We start from the raw sequence: 26,220 nt of genomic DNA, 5'->3' as shown, positions 1-26,220 counted from the left end.
ATGGCGATGACTGTTCACGACGCCAAGATTGCCATTGGAATGCTAGCGAGAGGTGACAACCAGCATGATGTCGCCGCGTGGTTCGGCGAAAATCAGGCCCGCATCGTTGAAGCTTCGCAGGGAAAGTACGGCACAACGGAAGCTGCTCACGCTTCAGAGCTTCCGCCAAAAGGTCCACCAGGCGTCAAAGGACGCTTCCTTCATGCATTCGTCGAAAAAGCGCTTGCTGCTCTGAAGGCGGATAACACGCAAGATGCCATCAAGCAGCTCGAAGCCGGCCTTGAACGCTACAACCGCTCTGAATAGTCGCTTTGGCGCTCAAGGGCCTTTCGGCAGGGAGGTACCCATTTGAGAAGCGGTGGTCCGACATATCGCTTGTCCCAGACTAGCCAAGCATACCCTGTCGCGGTTGATGCTTTTCGATCAAGCCTTCCCTTTACCATCGGGACGCGCTCGACAAATTGAGCAAATGCCATCGGCGGTGTGCGTGAAAAAATAGCCTCGTGCCGTCCAGAACTTTCTAAAAAAACCGTACGGGCGAGGATCGCCACGCCTCGCCTGGCAACTATCAACGCCCGTAAAACAAACTCTTCCGCCAAGCGAAACGGCGGGTTCGTGATGACCCAGTCGTGGGATCCTGTCTCGTACGGGTAACTGAGAAAATCACGGACTGGCGCGAAACCGTAATGGTAGGCATCCGCGGCTTCGACGTTGGCAAAATATTCCGTTAGCGGCGTTGCCATGTAGCCGCGCCCGCATGCCGGCTCCAGGCAGGTCTGGGAGGAAAGCTCGATTTTGGAGAGGATGTGCTCACAAAGAGCGCGGGTCGCCCAAGGCGGTGTGGGAAAATCGTCTCGACTATCCTGAGCTTCGGTTCGTTGAGCCATCACGGCGTGAGATCGATTCTGGGCCATCAGAGAATCATACGCTTTTTCGAATAGAAGGGAATCCCTTCATGCGTTCGACCTGGTACGGGCGATCACTCTCACGATTCTGATCTATGCCATGGCCATCATCGGCGGGATTTACCTGGGGCTTCATCTACGACACGGTAATGCCGTGATGTGACCGGCCGCAGAGCAAGGATTAGGATGCGGCGCGGACTTGTCTCTGGCGCTCCGCCTTCCATGCTTCTATTCGCGGCATTCCGAATGTCGCAAAATAACCGAACCATCTTTGTAACCTGTTGAGTGGAACAAGGTCTTCCGGTGGAAAATCACGAGCACGGCACTCATCATTTCGCGCCTGCAAATCGACTAGCCTTTTGCATGGCGGCTCAGACTTTTCGATTTCCATCCGGGTTGCCGAAAGCTCCCCTAGAGTCTCTGCCGTTCGGGGCGACCGCGCTATTCTGATCGCCAGGTCTGTAAATTTTTGACCTAGTTCCGAATGATCGTCGGCTTTTTCTGCCGGTTTGATCACATAATCTAAGATGGCCCAGAGAGCGACGAACGCAGCGAAAACCTCCGCAAAATGCGTTGCGCTTGCCAACAAAAGTAGAAATACACTGCTACCGGCGATCACCGAGACAATCTTGATCCAGTCCCGCCAGACACCATAAAAAGCGGCAAGCTTTTCATGGTATCTCCGAGATTTCTGGACACTAAAGTCGAGATCGTAAAAATCCCACTTTAGTCCTTCTTGGGCGGCGGCCTCGGTTTGTCCCAGTCCGTCGTTTTGTTTTTCTCTGTCCATCCGTCGTTCGTCCTGTGCCTTTTCGAATCCTCCGCCATCCCGCCTTCGTGCCTATGGCGCGGTTCCTGTTGCTTCGACGGCGGTGGCGGTGGCGGTGGCGGTGGCGGTGGTTTCTTCCCTTTGTCGTCTGCCATGATCCCTCCATATGAAGAGAGGTATTCAGGTGGCAAGTTCCAGTTGAGTCAATGGCCCATTGCCCGAAAATGGGGACGGAAACTGTATCTTAAAGCCCCTTGTAGCATTCGCGCCCATACATAATTGCCCGCCCGCCGGTACATCCGCGGCGACGAGGCAATTGACGCCGGCGCATACTTGACGCGCGCCGGCGCCGCCGCTGAAATCCCGGGCTGACGGAGCAACAGCCCGTGCCCGCCGCGACCCGGAAAGGAGAGATTAGGTCCGCGAACTGTCGGTGTTAGTTTATCCATGCACTTGCCGACTTGCATGCCCCCGGTCCCACGCACACCGGGAATTCAGGGCCTCAGTATTTGATTGCTCTGATGCCACCCAGCACAGGCGGAACATTCGGCTGAGCGGTTTGTGTCACGTTGTTATTCAGGTTAAATGCGCCCGTGGCGCTGATGGGTGTCGCGCAGCACATACCGATGGTGGCGCCTGTGCCCACACCCACCGCGCCCGAGGACGAACCATTGGCCGCGCCGGTCTGCGTGATCGCCACGCTGACAGACGTGTTTGGAAGGTCGCTTCTCACCATCACGTACTTCTCGGAACCGCACCTGAATGCGACGCTCGTGGCCGAACACCCACTGCCTGCGCTTGTAAGGCGGTTGGCGGCCCCGTTGGCGCCCTGGTTGTCCAGAGCCGCAAACAAGGAGCCCCGGCTGTCTGGGACAGCGAATTGACCTCCTGAGCATGCGACAGGAGCTCCGGCGTTGTACGTAGTGCCGATTACGCTGAAGAGCGCGGCAAAAGTCGTCTGCGAATAGCACGACCCATCCTCGAGCAAGGTCCCGCGCGGCGCAGTCGAGTTCCGGGTCTCAACCGTGTCGCCGACTCCTCTGCTATCGACGTTGCTCGAAAGCACGAAGACCGAACCGTTGTATTTCACCGACGTGGTCTCACCCGCCCACAACTCGTTGAGCGAGAGTCCGACCAGGCCGATCGACGATGGCCGCTGAAGCGCCGTCGCCGTAGTGTTGCCCAGGACGTTCGTGATCGCGATCGTCACCGGTCCGGTATTGTTTGCCGCCGGATTGAAGCTGATTTGAACGCCGACGATGTCATTCAGTGAACCGACATTGGCCAGGTTGAGCACCACGGCGTTCGACGTGCCGCCGGCGGTGCCAGCCCATGTGCCTTGATCGGCGAACTGAGCGGCCGAGGGGCGCGGCGGTGGAACGAAGCAATAGACGACCAGGGCGGCAAGAAGCGCGGCGATCGTCGGCGCTAGTATTCGTTTGATCACGGCTCAACACTCCAGAGTTTTTCGCCGAAATAGCGAAATGCGACGTGGTTGCTATCGAGGACCCACAATGTCCTACGGTTCAGGATCATGTGCCCACCCGGCGCACGGACCGTCACCGAAATGGTTCTGAAATTGCCCACCAGATCGTCGATGATGAATTCCTGATCCGGCTCGGCGTCGGGCGGCAACGTCAGAACCGTTTTGTGCGGGTTCACCTCGCGCTTGAGGCCGATGGTATGATCGGCTTTCGTGATCTGCAGGTCCTCGCTCGAGGTCACGATGCGAGCGGATCTCGGCTGCTCGGCCGACGCGCCGATCGCGCTGCTGACGATCGTTGCGACGACCCACGCGGCCAGCAATTTCAAATTCATTCTCATCTCGTTTTGTCCTTCCCGATGCCGCTGATGCGCGCATCAACCGACAGACCACCTAACGTCGCACGCTCAAGCTGCTGCGTTCCGGAGCCTTGTGAATGCCCGGGACGGGTCTACGGAGCTCACCGCACAAAACGTTGCGCCATGCCTCTGTGGCCTTCCGCCCTTCCCAGCTGGCCAGGCCAACCGCCCAGACGTTCCCAAACTGATCGCTACGTTGGAAGGCAACGTCGCCGGCGGCAACGCATGCAGCCAGAAAGGCCGCGCCGCCGATATCTGTGCGATCGCCGCGATGGCGAAGCCAATCGCTGGCTTGATCAGCCCACCAGGAAACCGAGTGCTTCATATCGATCTCGTCGGCGCGGCCCTGGCTCGACACGTAGCCGAACGCCGCAGAAAACTGCCTGGTGAAATTCTGTTCGTCTTGAAAAGCGTAGCTAGACCCATGTGTCCAGGGGCGCAGCGTTGGATAAGTGCCAAATACGACGTCGAGCAGTTTTCGCAATTCATCTTCATTTGGTAGCGCGATCTTGGCGCGCTCGATCGAAAGAGTTATCCGCGCACCTTCCGGCTCGGCGGCCACACTTGCCGCGAGCGGCGTTACTTTTCTGAAGCCTTGGTTCGCTTTCAGCGCGGTGATGTCGGATTCCGCGAGCGCAAGTCGGCGCCCTTGCTCAACCACGAGAGCTTCGAGTTCGGCAAGATTCATTTTCACTGAGATCTCCTTTTCAAATTTTCGAGGTGCGGGATTAGTTATCGGGCGCATCAGGCGTAGCGCCTTGGATCGGCGTATCGGCTGCAAAAGCCGGCTCGCCCTGCACAACCGAGCCGCCGATCGGTGTCGACGAGAAGGCCAGGCTCTCCGGCGTGCAAAGGTCAATCTCGGTGCGCGATCCCTCTGCCGACTGCCGATAGACCACCTGGCGCGAACTCAAGCTGCGGTCGAGATTGAGCATCGGGCTTTTCACTGAATAGTTCTTGCCGACATCCCACAACGTTCCCGGCGCGGATTGCCAGCCCTGGACCACGCAATGGGCGTCGACCAGGTCGGTCGCGTTATAGGCGGTCTCATGGTTGGCCCGGGTGACGCAGTCCACCGCCGCGCCCGGTTCTTCCATTAAGATCATCAGACGCCGCGTCGAGCGCACCGCCGGATTGGTCAAGGTCGCCGAATTGTCGCGGCAAGCTTCGCCGTTAGTCTGGTCGTTGCCTGGACGCTGCGACGCGATATTGTTGATGTGATACGACTTCGAACCGTCGATCGTGGCGCGCGCTTCTAAAAGATTGCCACCTTCGATCAACTGGCCTTGGCCGGCGCTCTTTGGATCGAAGATCTCGGCGACAAAATTTCCCTTGGCGTCGTCAGTGATGTGAAGCCCCCGCGATCGCGCGAGCCGCTCGACGGCCTGAAACACCGTTTCGCCCCACGACACTGAAAACTGCGGAAAGGGCCGCGACAGGTCGCTCGAGGTTCCGTTGATGACGAGATTGACGCCCGCCTGTTTGCACAGCGCAGAAGCCAGCGCCTGAAACGTATAGCCCTTGTATTGTCCGCCGTTGACCGGAGCGGAGGAATCGACGGCATCCGCTGTTACGCTGCGGCCCTGGATCAATAGACCGTGCTGTCCTGCATTGAATGATCCCTGCCGGACAAACACGAAACCGGTAAAGGCGAGAATTCCCGCGAGCGTGATGGTGCAGCTGTCGCCTGGATTTATCTTCCAGTTTGAAAAATCTTTCGAACCCGTATCCATCTGCTCGGTTGCAGTGAACTCGAAGTCCGAGCACGCGCCGCCGTACATCCTCCGCAGCATCACCGATGTCCAGCCGGTGTATTGCTTGCCGGCGACCTTGAGGATTGCGATCTCGGATGCGTTGCTCATGATCCGCCAAACTCGGAATTGAGGGTTCGTTATGCCTCGCCGCGGCGCTTCTTGCCGGCGGCGATGATTGCTGCAGCGGTGCCTGATGGAGCCGGACGCTTCGGCCCGCCAGTGTCGCGCATGGCGGCCGCTGCGAGTATTGCGGCTGCTTCGCCTGATGGAGCCTTGCGCTTCGGACCGCCGGCGCGCGCCATGTCGCCCGCCGCGATGATTGCGGCAGCGGCAGCTGATTGATGATCCTCCAGCGTCGGGGCCTCGCGGGCGGCAGCAGCCGCTCTAGCGATTGCAGCAGCATCATTCGAAGAAAGCTTGCGGGGGGAAACGCGGCCAGGCGGCGGGGCTGATTTGCGAACTGCGGGTTTCATATTCCGCCCGCCCGCGGGTTTCACATTTTTCGAGAGAGTTCGCCAGCTGGGCGGCGTGCCAAATATCAGATTTCTATATTCAGAATCGCTGAGGCCGTTAATTGTGCTTCTACGGGTCTTGTCGGCCATCAATGTCCGGTAATGTTTGCGGAGGTCTGCCATAGGGAAATCCCTCGATCGATGTCACAGACTAAACCGACTGCAACGTTTGGAGGGGCTCCAAATTTCCAAATCGAATTTTTTACGGCGCAGACGACTTCTTGGCCTGGGCGATCACGCTCTCTAGGCTTACTCTCCAGCTTCCTCCGTCCCGCTTCGCCTTGATCAATCCCTCGACGGCCCACTGACGAATCCGTTCCCGGTGGTAGCCAGTATCATAAGCAGCCTGCTTCAGAGTGACCCATCCCGCCGGCAGTTTCGTTGATCCAGCAGCTCGAGAAGCTCGCCTACGCATCTCAACCAGGTCGCCGCGGATCTCGATGACCGTGGCGAGCAACTCGGCGAGTGCCTCATCGGTGCGCACCCGGTAGTGATCAAACTCTTGGCGGAGCTGCGCTAGTTGCTCGAGGCCATCGACGACAGCAGTATGCTCGATCGCGTCATGCGACGCCTCCCGCTCGCGCCCCTCCGCACAGGGGATCGCGGGCACAAATCCTTCGAACTCGGCGAGCGCTGGTTCGCCGTTTTTGTTCATTGCGGTTTGCGCCCGTCAATGAGTTCGCCGATAGTAGCGCCCCACACCTCCCGTGCTGCATTTCCCGCCGCACCGACGAAGACCTTGATAGACAGAGCCCGGAATTCAGCCTGGCTTAAAGATAGACCGGCCGCCTTCGCCTTGGATTGCTCCAATTCGAGAGCAGCTTGCTGGACCGGCACGATCAGCCCGAAAAATCGATCCATCTGTTCGTCAGTCGGAAAGTCGTCGTTCGATATGGACTGCAGCGTCGCCAGCTGCGCGACGAGCTCCTCGAACTGCGTAGACGCATCGTCGTTAACGGCGGCGCTGGGCACTTTGCGGCGCTTGCTCATGAAGGTTTTTTCCCGTCAAAAACCGCTGCGATAACGTTGGCGCCGTACATCTCGCGAAACGCATCTCCGGCCTTGTCGTGAAGGACCCTGTGAAGGAGGTCCTCGGCCTCTTCCGGCGTAAGTGGGCGACCGAGCTCGGCCCATGCGGCGACGATCGCAGCGGCCCATGCCGGTGAGATCAGATCGACAAACGTTTCCAGTTCATCCAGAAATTTCGGCGACGTCATTATCGACCTCCTTTTCATCCGCATCCACGTCGACGATCGGCGATGCTCCATCCGAGGTTGCTGCCCGTCCGTCATTCGGATCGTCCTCGACCAGGATAGGCAGCTGCTGTGCCTCTCGACGCATGCCGGCTGCTGCGCTGGCTCGAAATAGCCGGAATTCGCTCCGCAGAACGTGAAGCACATCACGCTGCGGTAGTCCGAATTCGGCGGACAGTTTCGATGCCAACTGCCCCAACCAACCCTCGAAAAGGTTGATGAGCATAGCGCCGATTTTTCCAAACCATTTCGATGCATCGACCGCGAGAACATAGCGGCCGCTGCGCGCGGCCTCCTCCTCGGCTTTGCGCCGATTGTCCCGGCGAAAGCCCTCCAGGCGCTCGGCCTGGATCTGCTGCTCGATATCACTGACGGCAGGGCGGGGCGCAACGGCGGGAGCTAGCACTGCAGTAGGCGACGCGAAGGATATCCCCTCGAGCTGGGCTTTGGTGCTGGAGCGCACGCGATGATCCAAGTCGAGCTTCATTTTCAACTGCTCGACAGCAATGGCTCCCCGAATTCTTGCCTTCCGTCCAGTTCCAACCAGAGCGTCGCCATGAATTTTGCCATCGGCAATCCACTGCGACACGCGGCCCGGTGAAACGCCAACCGCGTCGGCGAAAGCGACTTTCGAGATACCGTCATCGCTCATTTTTGTGAGCCCCGCGTTTGGTGCATATCGAACAGTTCCGACAGTGTTTTGGCTTGACTACAGAAATTGAATTTTAGTCACAGGAAAACCGCTCTGACTGCTGAAGGGACGCGCTTGCGCGGGACCCGTGTATGGGGGGTGCCTAGGAAGGACCCATGAACTTTCATTTCGGCCGAGGCTTTAGAGCCCGCTCGACTGCGGCGGCGAACGATGTGCGAAGCTCAACGGTCATCGTCTCGCGAAAGACATCGTGAAACGGCACGTCAGCAGGCTGGGCGGTCCTGGCCCGGAATGCGTACAACATCTGGAGCCTTCCGCCCTTGCCGACGAAGATGCCCCTGTCGGTGATACGCAGCGCCCGCTTGGGCGTATTCGCAATGATCACCGAAGGCCGCTTGTTCTTCGAGACGCCTTTTGATGTGCGCTTGATCACTCCTGGCACCGGGATCGCGAACTTGCCGCGTGCTCTCTTCTCGCCGCCGGCGTCATGCAGCTTCAGGTGCGCACGGCCGAGTGAATCATAGATCTCGACTTGAAGATTACGTGGGGTGGCTTTGCTTCCACGCCGAAGTGCTCGGCCGATGAAGCCAGCGTTTCGCTGTGTGACGTGGCTTGGCCAGGTGTCCTGCACAAGAACGTTTCGCGTGTTCGCCACGGCCTTGTTCATCGCATCCGCGAGTGCATAGGGCACTTGATCAATTTGATCCCGAAGTTCCTTGGCCTTGCGCTCGAAGACGCTCATGTCGAATTCAATCATCGTATTTCCTTGCCGTTGTTAGTGAAGTGATGCGAGGTGCGATCATGCATTCCCATCGGTCTGAAACTCTTTTCGCCGCCATGCCTCCCGCGACATGCATCGCTGAGACGCAATCTCGTTGTTAGCTTCCCGCCAGAAACGACCCGCAAGATCAAATGTCTCGCCACCGCTGCGGCGGAGCACGCGACTTCCATCGCAAAGGATGGCGATGCTGTTAGCGGCGGCGTCGCAAGTAACAACGCCTCCGATGCGCCGCCGCTGGCGCATTCCGCGATCCCAAATCTTGATCTGGCGAAGCGTTTCGGCGGTTGGATGCGTAGAAAGCAGCGGCCACATGACCTCACCAACGCGGTAGTCGACAATGAAGGGCATATGACCTTGGTGGACATCAAGCGCAGCGGCAACGTCCCGCTTAGTTATCGGCGCCCGAGGTACTGCAAAAACCGAAGGCACTAAGTCATCGCAACAGTCGTCCGGGTCTGCGAAGCGCACCGCATTTACAGTTAGCGAAATCAGCAACCACTCAGCGATGAGCATGACGGGATTGCTTCGAGGGTCTTCCAATCCGCCAGCAATGTCGCGAATAACAACGACGGCCCTCGTTTGCCGAAAACAAAACCGCCGTAATCGCTCACGCTCGATTTGAAAGGCTCGAATGTTGATCAACGAGCCCTCCCGTTCATTTCAACCAATGCAACCCGGAAGGGTTGTCGGAAGGGTTTGGAAGGATTTCGGAAGGGTTCAGTTTTGGACCACCCACTAGTAAGCCGCTGGTACAAATTTGTTTTTTTGTATGGACGATAAAAATCGGAAGGATCGGAAGGATTAATCTGACATCTCGCTATACGCGCGCGCGCGCACACACGCGCGCACGCACTATCGAGGAAGAATGATCGAAAAATCCTTCCGATCCTTCCGAATGCTGGAAAACGCCGACTGCTCAAGGACTTCGTAACTGGGTCATCTCTCCGAAATCCTTCCGATAACCCTTCCGAGTTGCATTGTTGGCGGCATCCGATTGCAGCGTTGCGAGGTCTGCACCGAGGGGAAAAATTAGAATTCGACGTTGGCACCGTTAGGGCCCTCCTTATTGCCGTCTTCAACCGGCGTAACGGGCCGTCCGTCCACATCGACGAAATCGTGAACGTAACGAACCAGCTTTATGTCGAGAAACCAGACACCGTCTGAGTGCATGCGCTTAAAGCCGCGCTCGTCCATCGCCATGGAGAAGCCCTTCTGCTTCCACACCGTCTCGCCAGAGGACTTGCACCAGGCTTCGAACACCGCGTACAACATGCTCGATTGGACGCGCTCGCCCGGGCTCTTTTCAACGCACGTTGATAAGAAGCGGCTGAGTGGATCTGAGATGGAGCGATATTCGTCAGTTGCCGCCGTCACCGCTTCTGGCTCGACCAATCCGTTGTCGCACCAGTGTCTTAGTCCATCGAGCAATCTATTCAGGATGCCGGACGCCTCGGCCCGCAGCTTTTCCGCAAGCTGCAGATCGCGTTCTTCCTTTTTGATCGACACTTCGAAGGGCACCAGGCGAAACCGGCGCCATATGCCTTCATCAGCGCCGGAAATTCTCGGTCGGTGATTTCCCGAAATCGTCAATTTGAACTGAGGATAGAACTTAAAAAAATCGCGGTTGAGATGCCGCGCCTGGATCGGTTCGCCACCTGTGACGAGTTTAATCGTCGCCTCTGCCAATTTCGAATTTTTCTCCGGCTCGGATGTTCGAAGCATCCGCACGCCAGGTAAGATAGCAAGATCCGGCGTCGCCTGGCCACCGGTCCGCGATTTGCCCTGATCGAGAAAAGTCTCGATGGGAACGGTCTCGCCGTAGTCTCCCGCTATATAGGAGACGGTATCCATCAGGACGGATTTTCCGTTGCTGCCGCTGCCATAAAAATACGTCAACTTTTGTTCGCTGACGTCACCAGTTAGCGACAGACCGAGCCACTGATGAATGAAAATCCGCATAGCCTCTAAAGGCTGAACTCGGGCAATGAACTTGTCGTATTCCGCGCATGTTGCGGCAGGGACGTAATCGACTGGAGAAATCTTGGTGATCAGATCGGCCGGATCATGCGGCTGGAAGCTGATATAGTCGCCACCATCGCTTTTGCGTGCGACTACCAGTGTGCCATTGTTGACGTTGATATTCATTTTGTCGGCATCGAGCTTGTCGACGCCAACGGCCAAATACGGAGCGCCCAACTTCGACAGTGCATTTAATTTATTGATCGCTTCCGACGCCCTGCCCCATCGCGCGATCTTTTCGGAATAAAGCACCACGCTGCTGTCTTTCTTGACCTCGACCACAAAGTCCCGCGCGCCAGGTTTGGGATCGGCGATATCATGCCGACCGCTCTCGTATACTGCCGCGGCCTCATCCTGGATAAACCGCACCGTCACGTGTTCGGCTAGTCTAACCAGGTCATCGGCGCCTGCGCGGCTCCAGCGCTTGCCATCCCACGCTAGCCACCCGATCGCTTCGCACCAGAGCAGGCGACCACGGTAGCGCTCTCGAAACCGTTCGGCATTACCGAGGTCCGTTAGCGGGAAAAACGCCAGCCGCATATTGAGCGAGTTTTCATCTTCGGGCGCATCAGGCCGCCGCGGTGCGCCAACCTGTCCGCTTGGTGAGGCTAGTGGCGACGAGCTAGAGGATCTTTGGTCTGCCGTTCGCGGCGCCTGGCTCCGCCGATGCACCACGCTTAAATCAAAAGGTTGCTTCTTGCCGAGCTTGACGGCATCGGCGATCACCTTCTTGACCGCGCGCACACCGTCGTCGCGGATCAGGCCGCACGCCGCGGCGGCGTCCTCGAGCGCGGCTCGCGCGAAGCCGTCATGCAGAGCGCCAGCGGCCGCCAGCGAACCGATGCGCTGGCTCGATCCCTGCAGCGCCAGGCCACGCATGTCGCCCTCCGCCGACTTGACGGTGGCGATCGCGGCATTGAGCTCGGCCAGGCCGAACTTGCGGATGGCTTCGCCGATCGCCTCGGGATCCGCGGCCGGCTCATCGATAAAGGTTGGAGCGGCGTCGATTATCTCGAGAATGGCATTTGCGCCAGCGCTCATTCCGCGGCCCTCTCGACAATATGAAAGAGGCACGCCAAAGTCGGGCGATGAGAAGTCCGCAACTTCCCGGCCCTGCCGTCATTGCGTCTATGATGCTGGCGGCAGCAATCATTTCGGTGATATCGATTACTGGCCCGATCCCGGTTCGATATGATCAACTCAAAGACTTTCAACCGTCCATCGCTGCCGGCGTCGCGCTTATAGCGGCAGGCATCGCGTATTTCGCGGCTCAGACAAGGGTGAATTTTGATCGAGCTGTGCATGAGGCGACCGAACAGCGCCGCCAAATCAACCTGCTGCGAAAGTTGCATTACGCTGCAAGGATCTTTTGTAGCGAGGTGGAGGAAGTTCGAAAAAAAGTCTACGCACCCGTCGGCGGCTCGGTGAAAGAGATCAGGCCGTCTACTTTTGATCTCACACTTCCTCAAGAATTCAACGAGGCATGGGACCAAGTCGACATACTCACGACGCCAGCGCTGGATGCCTTGGCGAACGCCCGTTACAATTTTAATATCGTCGCCAAAGAGCGGGCGGCAATGATCCTTACGACAACCGTATGGTCTTATAGATGGGTCTCTGGGCCGCCAGCCGAGATCGCGGTTGCCGTCGATGCAATCCGAGATCTTGAAAAACACTTGCGAGAGCTGATCCGGTTGTTGCCGCTGAGCTAACGTGATGCCGCGGTCCGCGACCCGCGAGCGAACCGACATGCTATCTCGATCGCTGAAATCGTTCACGGCGCGCCATCAAGCCTTAGATGCCGAGTTGCTTTCGAAGCGGCGCGGTGAGGATCAGCTTTTTCTTGCCGACCTTCATTGACGCGAGCTCGCCCGAGCTGATCGCGTCATAGATCGTATTGCGGCCAATCGGCAGGATTTGGGACCGCAGCAGCTGATCAGGCGTGATGGCTGGTTTCGACAGCAACTCTTCGATTTCCTGCTTTGTCATCGGCGAACGCTCTCCGTTTGATTGCCTCAGTTATTATGATATTGCCTCAACAAACATCTGATTTGGGTCATAAGTCAAGGCAATGAGCTTGACATCCACATAAACGAGGCGGATATCTTATCCTGTGCTATCTTATTTGGAGCTGCCTAAATGCCGCGCAAAAAAGCTATCGATGGGCCAACGCAGCAAATAAGGCTTCGCGTCCCTGGCGATCTGCAGAAGAGAATCGAATCTGCGGCAGCCGAAAGCGGCGTGTCGGTCAATAAGGAGATCTTGAAGCGGCTGAACCGATCGTTTGGGCCCCAATGGCGTAGCTTCAATGATCCAAAGGTCTACGCGATCGTGGATTTGATTGCCGAAGTCGTGCACCACGCCGGTCGGTTAACGGGAGACTGGGCGCCGGGGCCTTGGTACGATCAACCCTATGCCTTCCATCAGGTTCTTGAAGCGATCAGCGTTGCGTTACGCTCCATCGCGCCCGATGGAAAACCTGATGATTTTCCACCGACACTCTCTCGGTCGTCCGATCGAGCACTCCTTATGGGAATGGGAAAGCTAGCAGCAGAGAGCGTGGTCGGCTTGGTCGACCTGGGTCACGAACGCGTCGTTGGAACGGGCCTCTCCAAGGAAGAACGAGAGCTCGGCGCTCGTCTCCGCACTGGATTAGGTCACATCGCCGAACGAATCCCTAATTCCGCCTCACTAGAAAAAACCTCCAAACAAGTTCGAGGGAAATAGGAGCAAGGCGAATGGCGATGTCCGCATGGCCCGATCGTCGTCTCGGGCGACGCCAGCAAAGCGAAATCAAGGTTGTCTCCTTTAAACGAGGCGACTGGGAAAGAAAGCTGGTCGAACGCGGGGAAGCAATACGATGAAAGGGCACATTCAGCGGCGCGGGAAGAACTCTTGGCGCCTCAAGTTCGACGCCGGCCGCGACGAAAAGACGGGCAAGCGGAAAACTCAATTCCACACATTCCGCGGCAGCAAGCGTGAAGCACAGATCAAGCTAGCCGAACTCGTCACGGCGGTAGATCAATCCAAATACGTCGAGCCAAACAAGGTGACTGTCGCCGAATTCGTGCGTGCCCGCGTCGACCAGTGGGAAGCGTCCGGCAATATCAGCGCCAGGACGGCCGAACGTTACCGGGAGCTGGTCGAAAATCAGATCGTGCCACACATTGGCGCGAAGCTGCTGCAAAAACTCCGAACGCTGGATATCGAGGGATGGCACACGACCCTCCGAGCCGCCGGCCGCGCCGATAAAAAAGGCGGCCTCGCGCCACGAACGATTGGCCATGCCCATAGAGTGCTCGGGAAAGCGCTGCGCGACGCCGTAAAGAACGAGCTCGTCACCAAAAATGTCGTTGCAGACGAATCGGCGCCAAAGGTCGACGACGACGAAATGGTAATCGTCAAGGACATTCCCGCCTTCATTGAATTGCTCCGCAACCACCGGCTATTCGTCCCCGCGATGGTCTCGCTGTTTACGGGCCTGAGGATCGGCGAGCTGTTGGCGCTTCGCGAAGGTCGTGTTGACCTCGACGGAAAAGTCATCCAGGTCCGCGAGGCGCTTGAGGAAACCAAGGCGCACGGCATCAGGTTCAAGGCGCCGAAAACCAAAGCCGGCAGGCGCGATGTCACCCTGCCCGACATTCTGGTCGACACGTTGCGGGAGTTTCGAAAAACTCAGTTGGAGATCCGGCTGAGACTTGGCACCGGAAAGATCCCGGACGATGCCCTACTATTTGCGGATATTGATGGCAGTCCGCCGTCCCAAAAGCGGTATAGCAAAGCGTGGAGCGATTTTGCCGACCAGATCGGAATGCCCGACTTGGGATTTCACAATTTACGCCACACTCACGCGAGCCAACTCATCGACGCGGGCGTGGATATTGTCACCATTTCCAAGCGTCTCGGTCACTCAAAGCCAGATATCACCTTGCGCATCTATGCCCATTTGTTCAGAAAGGACGACGGCAAGGCGGCAGCGGCGATCAATGCGGCGCTGAATCGCTAGGGTGCCAATCGGGTGCCAATTTCGCGGTTTGTTCTTTCCAGAACACCTGCTAAGCACTTGAAACTATTGGTTTGGAAGGGTGGCCGAGTGGTTTAAGGCACCGGTCTTGAAAACCGGCGTGCCTGCAAGGGTACCGTGGGTTCGAATCCCACCCCTTCCGCCATAATTAATTGATATTATTGTGTAAATTGGCATCTTTAGAAACGAGCCGACGCATCTGCCCACACACTGTTTTTGACCTTGGGAGACGGTCCGTGAAGGTCTGGATTGGTGACTTTCGACTTGAATCGACGCTGATCCTGCCTGCCGACGCTCCCGAGTTGCGCATGTAACTGCCGGATGCCGATTTCTCAATTCAAAACGCGAGCAGACGACCTGCCGAACGAGGCTCTTGCCGCACGAGTTTGGCGACGCGATAGACGTGATGTGGCAAGTCGCGACGGCTGCAATTTTCAATAGTCTCCAGATCAAGGAAATCGACTACGAGTCAATGACGTTCGGCAAGCCGGATAGAATCGTGAGCCGCAACATCCCGTTTAAGGCGCTCATGCAGATCGGAATGTACGGCGACCCCAACAATCCGCAGCTCAAAGACGTCGTCGTCCCAACGATAACGGCCATACCTGTAAATGCTCGCGGGCAGGAGATTGACCCTCTCACTCGCGACATCGTTGAAAATCCTCAATGACATACGACACGCTGTAGCTCGTCGCCGATAGTGGCCCCAATATCCAGCGGCTCGACTCCGCCGCTACCCGTGCAGTAGTTACTTTTACGACGACTTGCGGAGGATGAGGCCATGCCACAAGTGAAGCAAGCTTCGAAGCGGAAGCGCGGAACTAAAGCGGCCGTATCGGCTCTCGGAGCTGCCGGATTGACCTTCTCACTATTGGGAAGCGCGACAGCATCGGCCGTACCGGCGGCGGACGTGCCGCAGACAACGGCCTTCGCACCGAATGAGGCGATCACGCTCGGTGAGGAAGAAATAGCCGACATCAGTCTCGCCACGTTCTATGTCTTCGATAAGGAAAAAGTTGGCAGCGGCGTGCAGGTAGCCCGGCGCGGATATGGTGGCTGCCGAGGTTCCGCAGTCCGAGGCAGCGCGGACAGTGCCCCGCGGGCTGCCGTAGCTGCGGCTGCGGCTGCGCATGTCACGCCGCAGAACTGTGATAACCGTCGCTGGTGATCCGCGAGATGAAGGCTGGTCCTGCAAATTCGAGGACCCGATCTCCCTGCCGAACGGCAAGGTGCTGATCACGCTCAAGGACGCCGCCGATTACATCATGAAGCTCATCGCCCGGATCGCGAAAGGGCTCGGCGTGCCCGCTTCTAAACTGCTGGAAGCCTAGCTGGAGGACATCCCCTCCTCCAAACTCCATTGATATGGCGCTTATTTTCTAGACGCCCAGGAAAGTTACGTCCGCAAGCTACGGTTCAATGCTCGTTTGCGATACTCCGGCGAGCGCGCGGAATCAGGTGCGCGCTCATAAAGCGGCCGGCTAAGCAATCTTCACGTTGTTCGCCGTCAATTGCGACGCATTCACACCGACCACGGTGATCTGGTCACCTTGTGCATCTGTGATGACGGCATTCGAGCCGACCTGCGTCGTCGCCGCGTGGACTGCGGCGTAGTTCTGGAAAAGACTCGCGTTGAATGTAAGTACGTCCTGCGAGGGGTTGAAGCCGGCGATGGTATTGCTACCGAAGCCCGCCGCGTTGAAAGCTATGGTGTCCTTGCCCGCGCCGACCGACCAGCTGTCGTTGAAGCCCGCGACCAGCTGATCCTGGCCGGATCCGACGAAGATCAGATCATTTGCGCCGCCGATGACGGTGTCGTTGCCGTTACCCAGTATGGCCACGCTGTTGTTACCGGGAGCGACCGTGTCGTTGCCATTGCCGAGCATCACCAGACTTCCGTCGCCCTTGGGCCGTTGGATACGGCGGGCCGGCAACGGTTATAGTCGGGCATCCGGCTGGCTGGCCGAACGTCAAGGATTAGCGGAACGATTGCGGTCGATGATGTGTTAGTTGACCGACACGAGAACGACTCCAGAGCGCATCATCCCCAGCGCACGGGCGGCGCTGACCGACACGTCAATGACACGTCCGCGAACAAACGGTCCACGGTCGTTTACGCGACATTGGATTGAGCGCCCCGACCGGGTGGTAACAGTGACAATGCTACCCATAGCCCTGGTGCGATGAGCGCAGGTCATGCCGCCGCCGCGACCACCGTAGTAGGATGCCAGGCCGCTTTCGGCCTGAGCGGCGGATACAGCAACTAACGAAGAAAACGCTGCGACCAGAAGGGTTCGATACATGCATCCTCGCACAGTACAGAGCCCTGCCCGGTACGGTTGAACGCGAGAATTTTGGTGTGAATTGGGCGCGTGCTTGCGGCAACGATCAACTTTTGGACCAAACTTTCCCAAGAAATATCCAACGACCGCACATGGCGGCGCAGAGCACGCGCGACCGCTTCTTCAGAACGCCGGTTCCGCTGCGTGAGCGAAGTAGCGCCGGCGGGTGATGGCGTGTTCGGCAATCAATTTTCCCTTGCGAATGACCCAGCGCCGCGGCAGACGCGTGGCAAACGCCTCGCGCGCATCCCGCGCGTCGAGCACGACGAGATCCGCAACCGCCCCATCCGCGACTTCGAAACCCGGAGCACGCAGAGCCCTGGCCCCGTTGCGCGTGACCATGTCCATCACAGTGCGGATCTCGCCGGGCTGACTCATGTGCGAAGCGTGGCACAGCAGAAAGGCGATCTCGAGCGGATCTTTCTGCCCGAAAGGATAGAAGGTGTCGTGCACGCAATCCTGCCCACAGGCAACGTTGACGCCGGCGGCCAGCAGCTCCTTGACCTGCGTCACACCGCGCCGCTTGGGATAGTCGTCGAGCCGGCCTTGCAGCATGAGATTGGTCGCCGGATTGGCGATCATGTTGATGCCGGCTTCTTTCAATTGCGCGATGACGCGATCAGCGTAATCTCGCGGATAGCTCGCAAGCGCACAGGTATGGCCGGCGGTGACCCGCCCCTGCCAGCCGTTGGCGATGGTCAGTTCGGCCAGCACCTCCAGCGTGCGCGCAAGCGGGTCGTCCGTCTCGTCGACATGCATGTCGATATCGGCGTCGAATTGCTTCGCGATGTCGAACACGATTTCGATGTGGCGGCGACTATCCGCCGGCGAGGCTTCGTTGAACGGCATGCCGCCGACCACGTCGACGCCAAGCTTCATGACGTCCCGCATCAGCATTTCGGTGCCCGGCGACTTGACGATCCCCTCCTGTGGAAATGCGACGATCTGGACGTCGATAAGATCGCGAAAGCCTTCGCGTGCGCGGATCAGACCTTCTGCCGGACGAGTTCCTCCAATCGGATCAACGTCGACATGGGTACGTAGCCGCAGGATGCCGTTTTCGATCGCCCGCACCAACACGCGCGACGCTCGTTCGGCGATCTCCTCGACGGTATAGTTGCGCTTGATCTGCCAAAGTATCTCGATCGCTTCGGTGAGCGTGCCCGATACGTTGACCGGCGCGCGTTCGGAAATCAGAGCCTTGTCGAGATGGATGTGCGGCTCAACGAAGCCCGGCACCGCGATCCTTCCGCCCGCATCCAGCACGAGGGACGATATCTCCACTGCGTTTTGCGGGACGGCAACGAAGTGACCGCCGGCGATGGCAAGATCACGCAGGGCATCGGAGCCCCATACCGCAACGTTCTTGATCAGAATATCGAGAGCCATCGGCGGCCTTTCGTTCGCGGAGGTTGCCGTTTGATTGGTTTGGTCGCCCTGGTAGTCACAAGCCCTCGGCGGCAGTTTGTTCTGCCACTTTGCTGATGGCGAGCCCCAGCCTCTTATATTGGCACAGAACCTGCTTGCCTATAGCTCGCAAAGTTGCGGCGCTGCCTTCGACGAAGGCACCAAACAATGGAACGGGCCATGACACTCAAGACCATTCCGATTATCGACCTTTCGCCATACCGCAACGGTTCATCCGAAGGCAAAGAGGCCGTGGCCAAAGCGGTGGCGCAAGCCTGCCGTGACATCGGATTTTTGGTGATCACGGGGCATGGGGTCTCTCCCGCTTTGGTCGACAGAGTCGACGCGAGCGCACGGGCTTTTTTCGATTTGCCGGCAGCGGCGAAAATGGCGCTCAAGCGGCCGAAGGACGACCAGGTTCGCGGCTACAGTGCGGTCGGCGATGAAGGGCTTTCCTACAGCCTTGGCGAGAAGTCACCCGGCGACCTCAAGGAATCATTTTCGATCGGCCCCGTTGCCGTGCCCGACGATCCCTATTTTAACGGCCCGGCCGCCGGACCGCATTTTGCACCGAACCTCTGGGCCGAACAGATCCCCGATTTCAAGGCTTCGTGGACCGAATATTTCGAGGCGATGTCGGACCTCTCCAAAACGTTGATGCGCATTTTTGCGCTCGGCCTGGAACTGCCGGAAACCTATTTTGACGACAAGATCGATCGTCACATCAGCATGTTCCGCGCGCTCAAATATCCCAACCAGCACGAGGCGCCCCTGCCCGGTCAATTGCGCGCCGGCGCGCATTCCGACTACGGCAGCCTGACCATCGTGCGTACGGAAGACCGTCCGGGAGGCCTTCAGGTCTACAACAAGGACGAAGAATGGGTCGACGTGCCGTCAGTCGGCGGCGGCTTCGTCGTGAACATTGGCGACCTCATGATGCAGTGGACCAATGATCTGTGGTCTTCGACGCTGCATCGGGTCGCCAATCCGCCGCGTGAAAAGGCCGGCGACAGCGCGCGGCTTTCCCTGGTCTTCTTTCATCAGCCGAATTACGACGCGATGGTCGAATGCTTGGAAAGCTGCAAGGGCCCTGACAACCCCGTCAAATACGAGCCGGTCTCATCGGGCGATCACCTGACCAGCAAGTTCGTCAAGCAGACGACTTTTGGCGAAGGCACCAGGAAGTCGGCATGACGGATTCTCCGACGCTGTCTTACGTCAACGTCTTCGCACGCGACATCGTCGCCCTGAGCCAGTTCTATATGGATGTATTCGGTTTCACGGAGATCGAAAAAATCCGCTCGCCCATTTTTCGCGGACTGGATACCGGACGCAGCAGCCTGGGATTCAATGCGCAGGACGCTTACGGCCTGTTGAAGCTGGATGAATTCTCGCAAGTCAGCGGCATCAAATTTCTGCTCAACATCGATGTCGCCAGTGCGGCCGAGGTCGATGAAATGACGCCGAAGGCCGTTTCCTTGGGCGCCAAATTGGTGAAGTCGCCGTATAAGACCTACTACAACTGGTATCAGGCGGTTCTGCTCGATCCCGAGGGGAACGTCTTCCGCATCAATCATATGCTGGAATAGCGGCAGCGCGGACAGCGCATTCAAGCAATTTTGGCGGCCCTGTCCGGCGCCCCGCTCAGGCGCGGTTTCGCGTTTCGCCACTCTGCGATCAAGTCGGCAGAATCCACTACCAGTCCGAGATGCAACGAGACCATCGCTAGTGCCGCCGCCTCCAGATGGTCGTCCGTTCCGCGCACGAGATCGCGCGCGACGACCACCCGGTAATTGTGATTGTTGGCATCAAAGGCGGTGTTGAGAACGCAGCAGTCCGTGAAGCCGCCGTTAAGGACGACGGTTTCAACGTGCATATTGCGCAACAGGAAATCCAGATCGGTCGGATAGAATGCGGACAGCCGGCGTTTGGTTTCGACAATCAAATCGGTGGGCTCGACCCGGGTCACGAATTCAGTCCAGCGCGATCCTTCGATCGCATGAGCCTCGCTATTCGGGATGGCGCCCACGTGGAGCGGGAAAGTACGCCGCCATGCGGCGCTGATGCCGTTGAGATCGTCGGCGCCGCCACGCCGCAATACCGACCGGACGTGGATGATGGGAATGCCAAACGATCGAACGAGATCGTGAAAGGCGTCAATTGGCGCCACGACATCGCGCGCCCGCGGCGCAGGGCACGGACAATCGGGTGACGGATCGAGATGCCCGCGATGCATGTCGATCGATACCACTGCGGTCTTCGACGGATCGAGATAATCGTCGAATCCCGTCGTGATTTCATGCGGTTTGCCATAAACGTGAATGCGCATAGCGATGACGCTCCTGATTATCTAAGGTGCGGCCCGAAGCTGATCCTGCCGACCGAGTTTATCATCGTCGTTCCTCGCGTACGTGCGGCTGACCCAGCGCGCCAGGCTCTCCCAAATAGCCGCGATTGCGAGCCCCTACCCACATCATGACAGCTATCGTCGCGACATAAGGCGTCATCAGCATCAAATATTGTGGCACGCTGATCCCGGCCGCTGCGATACGGGGGACGACCCCTTCGATGCAGCCGAACAGCAACGCACCGGCAAGAGCCGGCCATGGCGCCCAGCGTGCGAATACCACGAGAGCCACCGCGATCCAGCCACGCCCGCCAACCATGCCGGTGACCCACAGCTTGACGCTGACGACGGAAATATAGCCGCCAGCCAATCCGACAAGCGCCGAACCGGCAACGATGGCGCCGATCCGGTACAGCGAAACGTTGATACCGGCGGCATCCGCAGCCGCAGGATTTTCGCCGACCGCACGCAGCCTTAAGCCCAGCATCGATTTTTGCAGGAAAAACGAAACCCCAAAGAAAATTGGAATGGCGAGGTAGACGATCGGGTCCTGAACGAACAGGATTCGGCCGACGACCGGAATTTCCGACAGCGGCCAGATTGCGATCTTGCTCAAACCGGCGATCGGGTGGTTTTGCCAGTTCGCAAGTGTACCGATCAAGCCGGTCAGCCCCTGACAAAAGAATACGATTGATAGGCCCGCAATTACTTGATTGACCCGCAGGATCACGACCAGACCGGCGAACAACAATGACACCAGGCTCGCCGCCAGCATCGAGATCAGAAGCGCGATCAGCGGATGGCCGCCCCACGTCAGGCTGGCTCCGAGGCCGGCGACGGCTCCCACAAGCATCAACCCTTCAGCGGTCAGGTTCAAAACGCCGGAACGCTCGGAAATGATCAAGCCGAGTGCAGCGAACGCGTAAGGCGCGGCCGTACCCGGCGCGTTGGCCAGCCAGTTGGTGAGAAACTCCGTCATATCCACGGCCTTGCTTCCAGCGGTACCGCCTTCCAGAGGCTTGCCATTGAATCCTTCTTACTGCCGCGCATGTTCAGCGGGTCCAGCGAATGCGATGTCTGATAAGGAATTCAGATGACGCCACAGCGATCACGATAATGGCCTCGACGAGTTGCACCATGGTGAAGGGAATTTGGTAGAATACCTGAAGCGTTTGACCGGTCACGAACAGCACCGCGAGCAGAAATCCCACAATCACCACGATAATGGGATCGTTGCGCGACAGGAAAGCGATCAGGACACCGGAAAAAACATATCCATCAAAGAACGACTGCGTCAGTCGTCCCTCCTGACTTGCGACATTGACAAAGCCGGCAAGTCCGGCCGCGACACCGGAGATCGCGATCACGGCCAGGCTGATGGCTCGCACGGGAACACCGACCACGCGTGCCATGTTGGGGTTGGCGCTGATGAAGCGCATGTAGAAGCCGAAACGGCTGAGGTGGACTCCCCAAGCCGCCACCGCGGCCGCCGCAAGTGCGATCAACAGCGCGCCGTTGACGCCATATCCGATGTCCGAAAGACGCTCGAACGGCTGGTATTGGGTCGATTGAGGAAATGCCGTCTTGGAGTCCTGCCAGGCACCGTAGAGCAGGTGCAGCAAGAAATATGAGGCAATGTAATTCATCAGCAGCGTCGATATAATCTCGTTGACGCGAAAACGCGTCTTCATCCAGTAGGCCAACATCACCCACAGCATGCCGCCCAAGGACGCGGCAATGCCCATGACGATGAGCCGTGTGGATTCCGGCCCGATGGCATAGATCGAGACCGCGGTCGCCGCGATACCGCCGAAGATCATCTGGCCTTCCAAGCCGAGATTCCAAAATCCGATGCGAAACGAAAGGCCGGCGCCGAGTCCCACTAGGATCAGCGGCGCCGCCCGCACCAATACCGAGCGCAGACTATCGGCGTTAAACACACCGGCGAGCTCTCCAGCGAGATCAAGCGGCGCGATGCCGGCGAGGTCGAGTATCGCTACCGAAATGATCAGCCCGATGGCGAGCGAACCGGCGAGAATGCCCGCCTGTTTCGCCGGCGAAATAGCCTGACGCATGTCCAGCGTAAAGCGGCCGATACCGCGACGCGACGCTGGCTTCGGCGCCGTCGGCGAGGACGGATTTTCACGGACGATCATCGTCACATCATGCATGATCCACCATTGCACGGCCAATTGCCTGGCGGTCAGCCGGCCGGTCGAATTCGGCCACGATCCGTCCCCGTGTCATGACCCCGATCCGGTCGGAGAGGGCAAGGATTTCGTCGAGATCTTCGCTGATGAGCACGACCGCGGCCCCACGATCACGCGCGGCGAGCAACCGCTCATGCACCGCGGCACAGGCCCGCACATCAAGGCCACGGCTTGGGCTGTGCGCTACTACCACCGCCGGCTGCCGGCTGAATTCGCGGGATATCACCAGCTTCTGGGCGTTGCCCCCCGATAACAACGCTGCCTTCTGCCCGACGCCGCGGACGCCCTGAACATCGTAAGCGATGACGGCCTCGGCGGCGTCCCGTCGCATGGCGCCGCGGTCGATCAACCAGGGCGGTCCGTAACGCCCGGACTTGATGGTTGCGACCGTGAAATTGTCGGCGACCGACAGCGAGCCGGCCAATGCGAACGCATAACGATCAGCGGGTATCGCGGCGAGCCCGGCGTCGCGACGAACGGCCGGAGGCAGCGGGGCGACATCACCCGGCCCTTCCAGCCAGATTTCGCCGGAAAGCGGTTCGCGCGCACCGATCAGCGCTTCGGCGAGCTCCGCCTGACCGTTACCGCTGACACCAGCGAGGCCATAGATTTCTCCCCCCCGCACGAAGAAACTGGCGTCGGCCACCATCACCTGGCCGTCGTTGCGCGCGCAATGCAAGGCACCCACATTGAGCCGGGTCGTGCCCCGCGGGCGCTCCGCCCGGATGGGAAGCGGTGCCGTCTGCCCCACCGTCAACTCGGTCAGTTCTGCGGTCGAAGCCGCACGCGGATCGGCCGTTGCCACCGTTCGTCCGCCGCGCATGATGGTTACGGCATCGGCATGGCGTTTGACTTCGTTGAGCTTGTGCGTAACGAGGACCACCGCGACGCCGCTGCTTGCGAGACGGCGAACGATCTCAAGCAACCGTTCGGCTTCGGCATCGGTCAAGACCGCTGTCGGCTCATCGAGAATAAGAATTCTCGTCCCCCCGATCAGAACCTTGATGATCTCCACCTGCTGCTGTTCGGCGACCGAAAGATCTCCGACCCGTCGTTCGGGATCGATATTGAAACCGAGTTGCGCCGCCTGCTTCCGGACGTTATCGCGGACGTCTCGAATTCCGGAGCGATACGCCGGCTGCGGATTCGCCAGCAGGATATTTTCCGCAACGGTGAACGGTTTCACCAGCTTGAAATGCTGGTGAACCATTCCGATGCCGCGGCGGCGGGCGTCGGCCGGACCAGACAGCGCAACCATTTCGCCATTCACGGCGAGAGTCCCGGTATCCGGTACGTAGAAGCCCGCCGCGATGTTCATCAACGATGACTTGCCCGCTCCGTTTTCACCGAGCAGTGCGTGAACCTCACCGGTTTTCGCCGAGAAGACGGCGCCGTCGAGCGCGACGACGCCGTCAAACGTCTTTTTTATTCCGGAGAGTTCGAGCGCAACGGCCATCAATCAGTCCAGAGGTACTTCTATTTCTGCGCAATGACGCCTGGCACGTACCAGGTCATCTTCCAAAGACCCCCGTCGTCGATCGGCTTGCCCGCGGCAAGTATTTCCTTGCCCGCCGTGTCGCTCATGGGCCCCGTGAAGATCTGCTTGCCGGCGACGATTGCGGCGCGCTCGGCCATCACCTTGTCTGCGAGATCCTTGGGTACTGCCGGCCCGCAGCAAGCGATATCGGTGCCGCCATCCTTGATGCCGGGAAATGCGCCATACGGATTGGGCTGCCAGTCACCCGCCGCCACTTTCTTGAGTTCGGGCGACAGGAACTTGTCCCACGTCCAAACGGAAGAGCACAGCGTCGCCTTCGGCGCGAACTCACGCAAATCGCGGTGATGTCCGGTGCCGTAAATGCCGCGCTCCTGCGCGACGATCTGCGGTGTCGGCGTGTCGACATGCTGGCCGATCACACCGATGCCCTGGTCGGCAAGTGCGGAGGCGGCAGCGCGTTCCTTGACCGGATCGTTCCAGGCGCCGGTGAAGATCACCGTCACTGTCGCTTTCGGATTGATCTTCTGAGCGCCGAGTTCATAGGCGTTGATGGTCCAGTTGACCGGACCGATCGGGTGAGCGGCGACAAAGCCGAGCTTGCCGGATTTGGACATTCCGCCGGCGATCATGCCGCACAGATACTGGCTCTCATAGGTTCGCCCGTAGAACGACTCGAGATTGGAGCCGTTCGTTGTGCCCGACGCATTGAGGAAGGCGACTTTCGGATATTTCTCGGACAATTCCTTGAACGTGTCCGAATATCCGAAGGCTGTGCCGATGATGACGTTGTAACCGCGCTGGATGAATTGCTCTGCTGCTGGTTTGATCTGACCGGCCACCTCAGGCACCTTCTCCACGAACGGGATTTTCATGCCGACGGCCTCTTCGATTTTCGGACGCGCCTCGTCAAAGGCCTGGGTCCAACCGCCGTCGTTCTTCTGATCAAAATAAAGGAATGCAATTTTCGCCGGCGCCGGAAGCGTGAAGCCGGCGGCGTAGGCAGCCATCGTGCCGCAAGAAACCGCCGCGCCGGCCGCGACGAGCATGGTCCAGTATCTTCTCTTCAACACCTGTTGCATCAGCTCTACCCTCCTGTTGACCCCGTAAAACGGGGCGACGACATCGTTCCACGAACGAATAGTTTCAAAGCACGCAGGAAATAGCGCGCCCAATATTTGCGCAGCTCGCGGCGCTATACTGGGCAGCAAGATTCCGCGACGAACGCTTGGGCTCGATGTCATGGGCGGCCCGCCTTTCCGTCGCTGCGACGCGACCAGGACCTGAATAACCCCTTGATGAGCAGCCGGAGCAGCGCGAAGCCGCCGATCGCCCTGCGGGCGCTTGCGTTTGCCGCAGACGGTTTCGCGGCAACATCGCGGTCAGCGCCGGGCGTCGTTGAACGCATCGAACCGAGTTCGGCTTCGGCGTTGCCCACAAAGTCGGCGACAAGCGCGTTCGCGACTTCGGAGATCAGTCCGGTCCGACCGAACTGCGCGATCGTTCCCGAAAGTTGAATATCGGAATCGACTACAACCCCCGTTAAGTCGCCCGACGGCAGCAGGAGACAGTTCATGCTCATCTTGCCGCGGCTGGCTCCTTTGCGGTCAACGCCTTTGCCTTCAAGCGCCACCGACTTTTTTTCGTCGTCGTAGTGAACCGTCGCCTCACCTTCAAAGCTCGCTTGAAACGGACCGACCCTGGCCGAAACCTTGCCGAGATGACGTCCATCCTCGTTCGCGCCGACGTATTCGGCACCTGGCAAACAACCGGCAACCCTTGGGACGTCGCGAAAGAAACGCCAAACTTCGTCGAGTGGATGCGCGATCGTAAATTCCTGATGGAGCTTCATTCGTATCCTGTCTGATCGTGTAGCAAGCTCACCTGTCCTCTTTCGGTCGCCTCATC

32 protein-coding genes and 1 tRNA gene are annotated in these 26,220 nt (G+C 58.7%); 9 read left to right on the top strand and 24 right to left on the bottom strand.

Annotation, left to right across the window (positions count from 1 at the left end):
* Complete coding sequence (locus BUA38_RS33260) at positions 1-306, top strand: hypothetical protein (protein WP_083587870.1); 306 nt, start codon at positions 1-3, stop codon at positions 304-306.
* Here BUA38_RS33260 and BUA38_RS33255 read toward each other — a convergent pair.
* From BUA38_RS33255 to BUA38_RS33190, 14 genes are all read right to left on the bottom strand, one after another.
* Positions 288-914, bottom strand: coding sequence for an SAM-dependent methyltransferase (locus BUA38_RS33255; RefSeq protein WP_072824778.1), 627 nt, complete (start codon positions 912-914; stop codon positions 288-290). The genes BUA38_RS33260 and BUA38_RS33255 overlap by 19 nt on opposite strands.
* Before the next feature lie 172 nt (positions 915-1,086).
* Positions 1,087-1,695 (bottom strand): hypothetical protein, encoded by a 609-nt coding sequence (locus BUA38_RS33250; RefSeq protein WP_072824776.1) that lies wholly within the window; start codon positions 1,693-1,695, stop codon positions 1,087-1,089.
* Positions 1,696-2,176: 481 nt separating this feature from the next.
* Positions 2,177-3,121, bottom strand: a complete 945-nt coding sequence (locus BUA38_RS33245) for a phage tail protein (protein ID WP_072824774.1) — start codon at positions 3,119-3,121, stop codon at positions 2,177-2,179.
* Entirely contained in the window at positions 3,118-3,492 is a 375-nt protein-coding gene (locus tag BUA38_RS33240; protein ID WP_072824772.1) for a hypothetical protein, read from the bottom strand. The genes BUA38_RS33245 and BUA38_RS33240 overlap by 4 nt, the downstream gene beginning before the upstream one ends.
* A gap of 58 nt (positions 3,493-3,550) precedes the next feature.
* Complete coding sequence (locus BUA38_RS33235) at positions 3,551-4,204, bottom strand: hypothetical protein (protein ID WP_072824770.1); 654 nt, start codon at positions 4,202-4,204, stop codon at positions 3,551-3,553.
* A 40-nt stretch (positions 4,205-4,244) separates the two neighbouring features.
* Entirely contained in the window at positions 4,245-5,378 is a 1,134-nt protein-coding gene (locus BUA38_RS33230) for a phage baseplate assembly protein (protein ID WP_072824768.1), read from the bottom strand.
* A gap of 29 nt (positions 5,379-5,407) precedes the next feature.
* The gene (locus tag BUA38_RS33225; RefSeq protein WP_156898843.1) at positions 5,408-5,905 is read right to left on the bottom strand and encodes a hypothetical protein; all 498 of its coding nucleotides are present in this window, start codon (positions 5,903-5,905) and stop codon (positions 5,408-5,410) included.
* Between the two features lie 79 nt (positions 5,906-5,984).
* Positions 5,985-6,437: a DNA-binding protein gene (locus tag BUA38_RS33220; RefSeq protein ID WP_072824765.1), complete on the bottom strand. Its 453-nt coding sequence runs from the start codon at positions 6,435-6,437 to the stop codon at positions 5,985-5,987.
* The gene (locus BUA38_RS33215; protein WP_072824763.1) at positions 6,434-6,772 is read right to left on the bottom strand and encodes a hypothetical protein; all 339 of its coding nucleotides are present in this window, start codon (positions 6,770-6,772) and stop codon (positions 6,434-6,436) included. The genes BUA38_RS33220 and BUA38_RS33215 overlap by 4 nt, the downstream gene beginning before the upstream one ends.
* Positions 6,769-6,999, bottom strand: coding sequence for a hypothetical protein (locus BUA38_RS33210; protein ID WP_072824761.1), 231 nt, complete (start codon positions 6,997-6,999; stop codon positions 6,769-6,771). The genes BUA38_RS33215 and BUA38_RS33210 overlap by 4 nt, the downstream gene beginning before the upstream one ends.
* The gene (locus BUA38_RS33205; protein ID WP_072824759.1) at positions 6,974-7,687 is read right to left on the bottom strand and encodes a hypothetical protein; all 714 of its coding nucleotides are present in this window, start codon (positions 7,685-7,687) and stop codon (positions 6,974-6,976) included. The genes BUA38_RS33210 and BUA38_RS33205 overlap by 26 nt, the downstream gene beginning before the upstream one ends.
* A 163-nt stretch (positions 7,688-7,850) precedes the next feature.
* On the bottom strand, positions 7,851-8,444 hold the full coding sequence (locus tag BUA38_RS33200) for a hypothetical protein (RefSeq protein WP_072824753.1): 594 nt from the start codon (positions 8,442-8,444) through the stop codon (positions 7,851-7,853).
* Positions 8,445-8,486: 42 nt separating this feature from the next.
* Positions 8,487-9,110, bottom strand: coding sequence for a hypothetical protein (locus tag BUA38_RS33195; RefSeq protein ID WP_156898842.1), 624 nt, complete (start codon positions 9,108-9,110; stop codon positions 8,487-8,489).
* A gap of 387 nt (positions 9,111-9,497) precedes the next feature.
* Entirely contained in the window at positions 9,498-11,528 is a 2,031-nt protein-coding gene (locus BUA38_RS33190; RefSeq protein ID WP_072824749.1) for a DNA primase family protein, read from the bottom strand.
* On the opposite strand from BUA38_RS33190, the gene BUA38_RS33185 reads away from it, so the two are divergent.
* Positions 11,513-12,199: a hypothetical protein gene (locus tag BUA38_RS33185; protein WP_172806130.1), complete on the top strand. Its 687-nt coding sequence runs from the start codon at positions 11,513-11,515 to the stop codon at positions 12,197-12,199. The genes BUA38_RS33190 and BUA38_RS33185 overlap by 16 nt on opposite strands.
* A gap of 82 nt (positions 12,200-12,281) precedes the next feature.
* Here the strand turns inward: BUA38_RS33185 and BUA38_RS33180 are convergent, their stop codons facing one another.
* Complete coding sequence (locus BUA38_RS33180; protein WP_072824745.1) at positions 12,282-12,476, bottom strand: helix-turn-helix domain-containing protein; 195 nt, start codon at positions 12,474-12,476, stop codon at positions 12,282-12,284.
* A gap of 150 nt (positions 12,477-12,626) precedes the next feature.
* Between BUA38_RS33180 and BUA38_RS33175 the strand changes: the two genes are divergently transcribed.
* The 5 genes from BUA38_RS33175 to BUA38_RS33155 all read left to right on the top strand — a co-directional run bounded on the left by BUA38_RS33175 (position 12,627) and on the right by BUA38_RS33155 (position 15,842).
* Positions 12,627-13,214, top strand: coding sequence for a toxin-antitoxin system HicB family antitoxin (locus BUA38_RS33175; RefSeq protein ID WP_072824743.1), 588 nt, complete (start codon positions 12,627-12,629; stop codon positions 13,212-13,214).
* A gap of 133 nt (positions 13,215-13,347) precedes the next feature.
* The gene (locus BUA38_RS33170; protein ID WP_072824741.1) at positions 13,348-14,493 is read left to right on the top strand and encodes a tyrosine-type recombinase/integrase; all 1,146 of its coding nucleotides are present in this window, start codon (positions 13,348-13,350) and stop codon (positions 14,491-14,493) included.
* Between the two features lie 73 nt (positions 14,494-14,566).
* Positions 14,567-14,656 (top strand) — tRNA-Ser (locus tag BUA38_RS33165).
* A 228-nt stretch (positions 14,657-14,884) separates the two neighbouring features.
* Complete coding sequence (locus BUA38_RS33160; RefSeq protein ID WP_072824739.1) at positions 14,885-15,181, top strand: hypothetical protein; 297 nt, start codon at positions 14,885-14,887, stop codon at positions 15,179-15,181.
* A 460-nt stretch (positions 15,182-15,641) separates the two neighbouring features.
* Positions 15,642-15,842 (top strand): hypothetical protein, encoded by a 201-nt coding sequence (locus tag BUA38_RS33155; protein WP_156898840.1) that lies wholly within the window; start codon positions 15,642-15,644, stop codon positions 15,840-15,842.
* 150 nt (positions 15,843-15,992) lie between these two features.
* On the opposite strand, the gene BUA38_RS33150 is transcribed toward BUA38_RS33155, so the two are convergent.
* From BUA38_RS33150 to BUA38_RS33140, 3 genes are all read right to left on the bottom strand, one after another.
* A complete protein-coding gene (locus BUA38_RS33150; RefSeq protein ID WP_156898839.1) occupies positions 15,993-16,400 on the bottom strand; it encodes a hypothetical protein in 408 nt (135 codons plus the stop codon).
* Between the two features lie 117 nt (positions 16,401-16,517).
* Positions 16,518-16,814: a septal ring lytic transglycosylase RlpA family protein gene (locus tag BUA38_RS33145; RefSeq protein WP_072824733.1), complete on the bottom strand. Its 297-nt coding sequence runs from the start codon at positions 16,812-16,814 to the stop codon at positions 16,518-16,520.
* Positions 16,815-16,976: 162 nt separating this feature from the next.
* Entirely contained in the window at positions 16,977-18,242 is a 1,266-nt protein-coding gene (locus BUA38_RS33140; protein ID WP_072824731.1) for an amidohydrolase family protein, read from the bottom strand.
* Between the two features lie 198 nt (positions 18,243-18,440).
* Here BUA38_RS33140 and BUA38_RS33135 point away from each other — a divergent pair, with 198 nt between their 5' ends.
* Positions 18,441-19,454, top strand: a complete 1,014-nt coding sequence (locus BUA38_RS33135) for an isopenicillin N synthase family dioxygenase (RefSeq protein WP_072826630.1) — start codon at positions 18,441-18,443, stop codon at positions 19,452-19,454.
* Positions 19,451-19,849 carry a VOC family protein gene (locus BUA38_RS33130; protein ID WP_072824729.1) on the top strand — a complete coding sequence of 133 codons (399 nt, stop codon included), beginning with the start codon at positions 19,451-19,453 and terminating at the stop codon, positions 19,847-19,849. Before BUA38_RS33135 ends, BUA38_RS33130 begins: the two co-directional genes overlap by 4 nt.
* 20 nt (positions 19,850-19,869) lie before the next feature.
* Here the strand turns inward: BUA38_RS33130 and BUA38_RS33125 are convergent, their stop codons facing one another.
* The 6 genes from BUA38_RS33125 to BUA38_RS33100 all read right to left on the bottom strand — a co-directional run bounded on the left by BUA38_RS33125 (position 19,870) and on the right by BUA38_RS33100 (position 26,164).
* Positions 19,870-20,589, bottom strand: a complete 720-nt coding sequence (locus tag BUA38_RS33125; RefSeq protein WP_072824727.1) for a cysteine hydrolase family protein — start codon at positions 20,587-20,589, stop codon at positions 19,870-19,872.
* A 61-nt stretch (positions 20,590-20,650) separates the two neighbouring features.
* Positions 20,651-21,586 carry an ABC transporter permease gene (locus tag BUA38_RS33120; protein ID WP_072824725.1) on the bottom strand — a complete coding sequence of 312 codons (936 nt, stop codon included), beginning with the start codon at positions 21,584-21,586 and terminating at the stop codon, positions 20,651-20,653.
* A gap of 73 nt (positions 21,587-21,659) precedes the next feature.
* The gene (locus BUA38_RS33115; RefSeq protein WP_197685890.1) at positions 21,660-22,763 is read right to left on the bottom strand and encodes an ABC transporter permease; all 1,104 of its coding nucleotides are present in this window, start codon (positions 22,761-22,763) and stop codon (positions 21,660-21,662) included.
* A gap of 7 nt (positions 22,764-22,770) precedes the next feature.
* Positions 22,771-24,273: an ABC transporter ATP-binding protein gene (locus tag BUA38_RS33110; RefSeq protein WP_072824721.1), complete on the bottom strand. Its 1,503-nt coding sequence runs from the start codon at positions 24,271-24,273 to the stop codon at positions 22,771-22,773.
* Positions 24,274-24,293: 20 nt separating this feature from the next.
* On the bottom strand, positions 24,294-25,394 hold the full coding sequence (locus BUA38_RS33105) for a BMP family ABC transporter substrate-binding protein (protein ID WP_072824719.1): 1,101 nt from the start codon (positions 25,392-25,394) through the stop codon (positions 24,294-24,296).
* Between the two features lie 158 nt (positions 25,395-25,552).
* Positions 25,553-26,164, bottom strand: a complete 612-nt coding sequence (locus BUA38_RS33100) for an SRPBCC family protein (protein ID WP_072824717.1) — start codon at positions 26,162-26,164, stop codon at positions 25,553-25,555.
* Positions 26,165-26,220 lie beyond the last annotated feature (56 nt).

Origin of the sequence: Bradyrhizobium erythrophlei (genome assembly GCF_900142985.1) — a bacterium.
Classification (GTDB): Bacteria; Pseudomonadota; Alphaproteobacteria; order Rhizobiales; family Xanthobacteraceae; genus Bradyrhizobium; species Bradyrhizobium erythrophlei_B.
This window is presented reverse-complemented; position numbering and strand designations above follow the sequence as displayed.

Coding starts and splice junctions, on each gene's coding strand:
- BUA38_RS33240 (WP_072824772.1), bottom strand. CDS start 3,492: ATGAATTTGAAATTGCTGGCCGCGTGGGTCGTCGCAACGATCGTCAGC.
- BUA38_RS33215 (WP_072824763.1), bottom strand. CDS start 6,772: ATGAGCAAGCGCCGCAAAGTGCCCAGCGCCGCCGTTAACGACGATGCG.
- BUA38_RS33110 (WP_072824721.1), bottom strand. CDS start 24,273: ATGGCCGTTGCGCTCGAACTCTCCGGAATAAAAAAGACGTTTGACGGC.
- BUA38_RS33120 (WP_072824725.1), bottom strand. CDS start 21,586: ATGACGGAGTTTCTCACCAACTGGCTGGCCAACGCGCCGGGTACGGCC.
- BUA38_RS33135 (WP_072826630.1), top strand. CDS start 18,441: ATGACACTCAAGACCATTCCGATTATCGACCTTTCGCCATACCGCAAC.
- BUA38_RS33190 (WP_072824749.1), bottom strand. CDS start 11,528: ATGAGCGCTGGCGCAAATGCCATTCTCGAGATAATCGACGCCGCTCCA.
- BUA38_RS33260 (WP_083587870.1), top strand. CDS start 1: ATGGCGATGACTGTTCACGACGCCAAGATTGCCATTGGAATGCTAGCG.
- BUA38_RS33115 (WP_197685890.1), bottom strand. CDS start 22,763: ATGATCGTCCGTGAAAATCCGTCCTCGCCGACGGCGCCGAAGCCAGCG.
- BUA38_RS33170 (WP_072824741.1), top strand. CDS start 13,348: ATGAAAGGGCACATTCAGCGGCGCGGGAAGAACTCTTGGCGCCTCAAG.
- BUA38_RS33235 (WP_072824770.1), bottom strand. CDS start 4,204: ATGAATCTTGCCGAACTCGAAGCTCTCGTGGTTGAGCAAGGGCGCCGA.
- BUA38_RS33145 (WP_072824733.1), bottom strand. CDS start 16,814: ATGTATCGAACCCTTCTGGTCGCAGCGTTTTCTTCGTTAGTTGCTGTA.
- BUA38_RS33105 (WP_072824719.1), bottom strand. CDS start 25,394: ATGCAACAGGTGTTGAAGAGAAGATACTGGACCATGCTCGTCGCGGCC.
- BUA38_RS33210 (WP_072824761.1), bottom strand. CDS start 6,999: ATGACGTCGCCGAAATTTCTGGATGAACTGGAAACGTTTGTCGATCTG.
- BUA38_RS33130 (WP_072824729.1), top strand. CDS start 19,451: ATGACGGATTCTCCGACGCTGTCTTACGTCAACGTCTTCGCACGCGAC.
- BUA38_RS33255 (WP_072824778.1), bottom strand. CDS start 914: ATGGCCCAGAATCGATCTCACGCCGTGATGGCTCAACGAACCGAAGCT.
- BUA38_RS33180 (WP_072824745.1), bottom strand. CDS start 12,476: ATGACAAAGCAGGAAATCGAAGAGTTGCTGTCGAAACCAGCCATCACG.
- BUA38_RS33205 (WP_072824759.1), bottom strand. CDS start 7,687: ATGAGCGATGACGGTATCTCGAAAGTCGCTTTCGCCGACGCGGTTGGC.
- BUA38_RS33175 (WP_072824743.1), top strand. CDS start 12,627: ATGCCGCGCAAAAAAGCTATCGATGGGCCAACGCAGCAAATAAGGCTT.
- BUA38_RS33155 (WP_156898840.1), top strand. CDS start 15,642: ATGTCACGCCGCAGAACTGTGATAACCGTCGCTGGTGATCCGCGAGAT.
- BUA38_RS33220 (WP_072824765.1), bottom strand. CDS start 6,437: ATGAACAAAAACGGCGAACCAGCGCTCGCCGAGTTCGAAGGATTTGTG.
- BUA38_RS33125 (WP_072824727.1), bottom strand. CDS start 20,589: ATGCGCATTCACGTTTATGGCAAACCGCATGAAATCACGACGGGATTC.
- BUA38_RS33230 (WP_072824768.1), bottom strand. CDS start 5,378: ATGAGCAACGCATCCGAGATCGCAATCCTCAAGGTCGCCGGCAAGCAA.
- BUA38_RS33100 (WP_072824717.1), bottom strand. CDS start 26,164: ATGAAGCTCCATCAGGAATTTACGATCGCGCATCCACTCGACGAAGTT.
- BUA38_RS33250 (WP_072824776.1), bottom strand. CDS start 1,695: ATGGACAGAGAAAAACAAAACGACGGACTGGGACAAACCGAGGCCGCC.
- BUA38_RS33225 (WP_156898843.1), bottom strand. CDS start 5,905: ATGGCAGACCTCCGCAAACATTACCGGACATTGATGGCCGACAAGACC.
- BUA38_RS33140 (WP_072824731.1), bottom strand. CDS start 18,242: ATGGCTCTCGATATTCTGATCAAGAACGTTGCGGTATGGGGCTCCGAT.
- BUA38_RS33200 (WP_072824753.1), bottom strand. CDS start 8,444: ATGATTGAATTCGACATGAGCGTCTTCGAGCGCAAGGCCAAGGAACTT.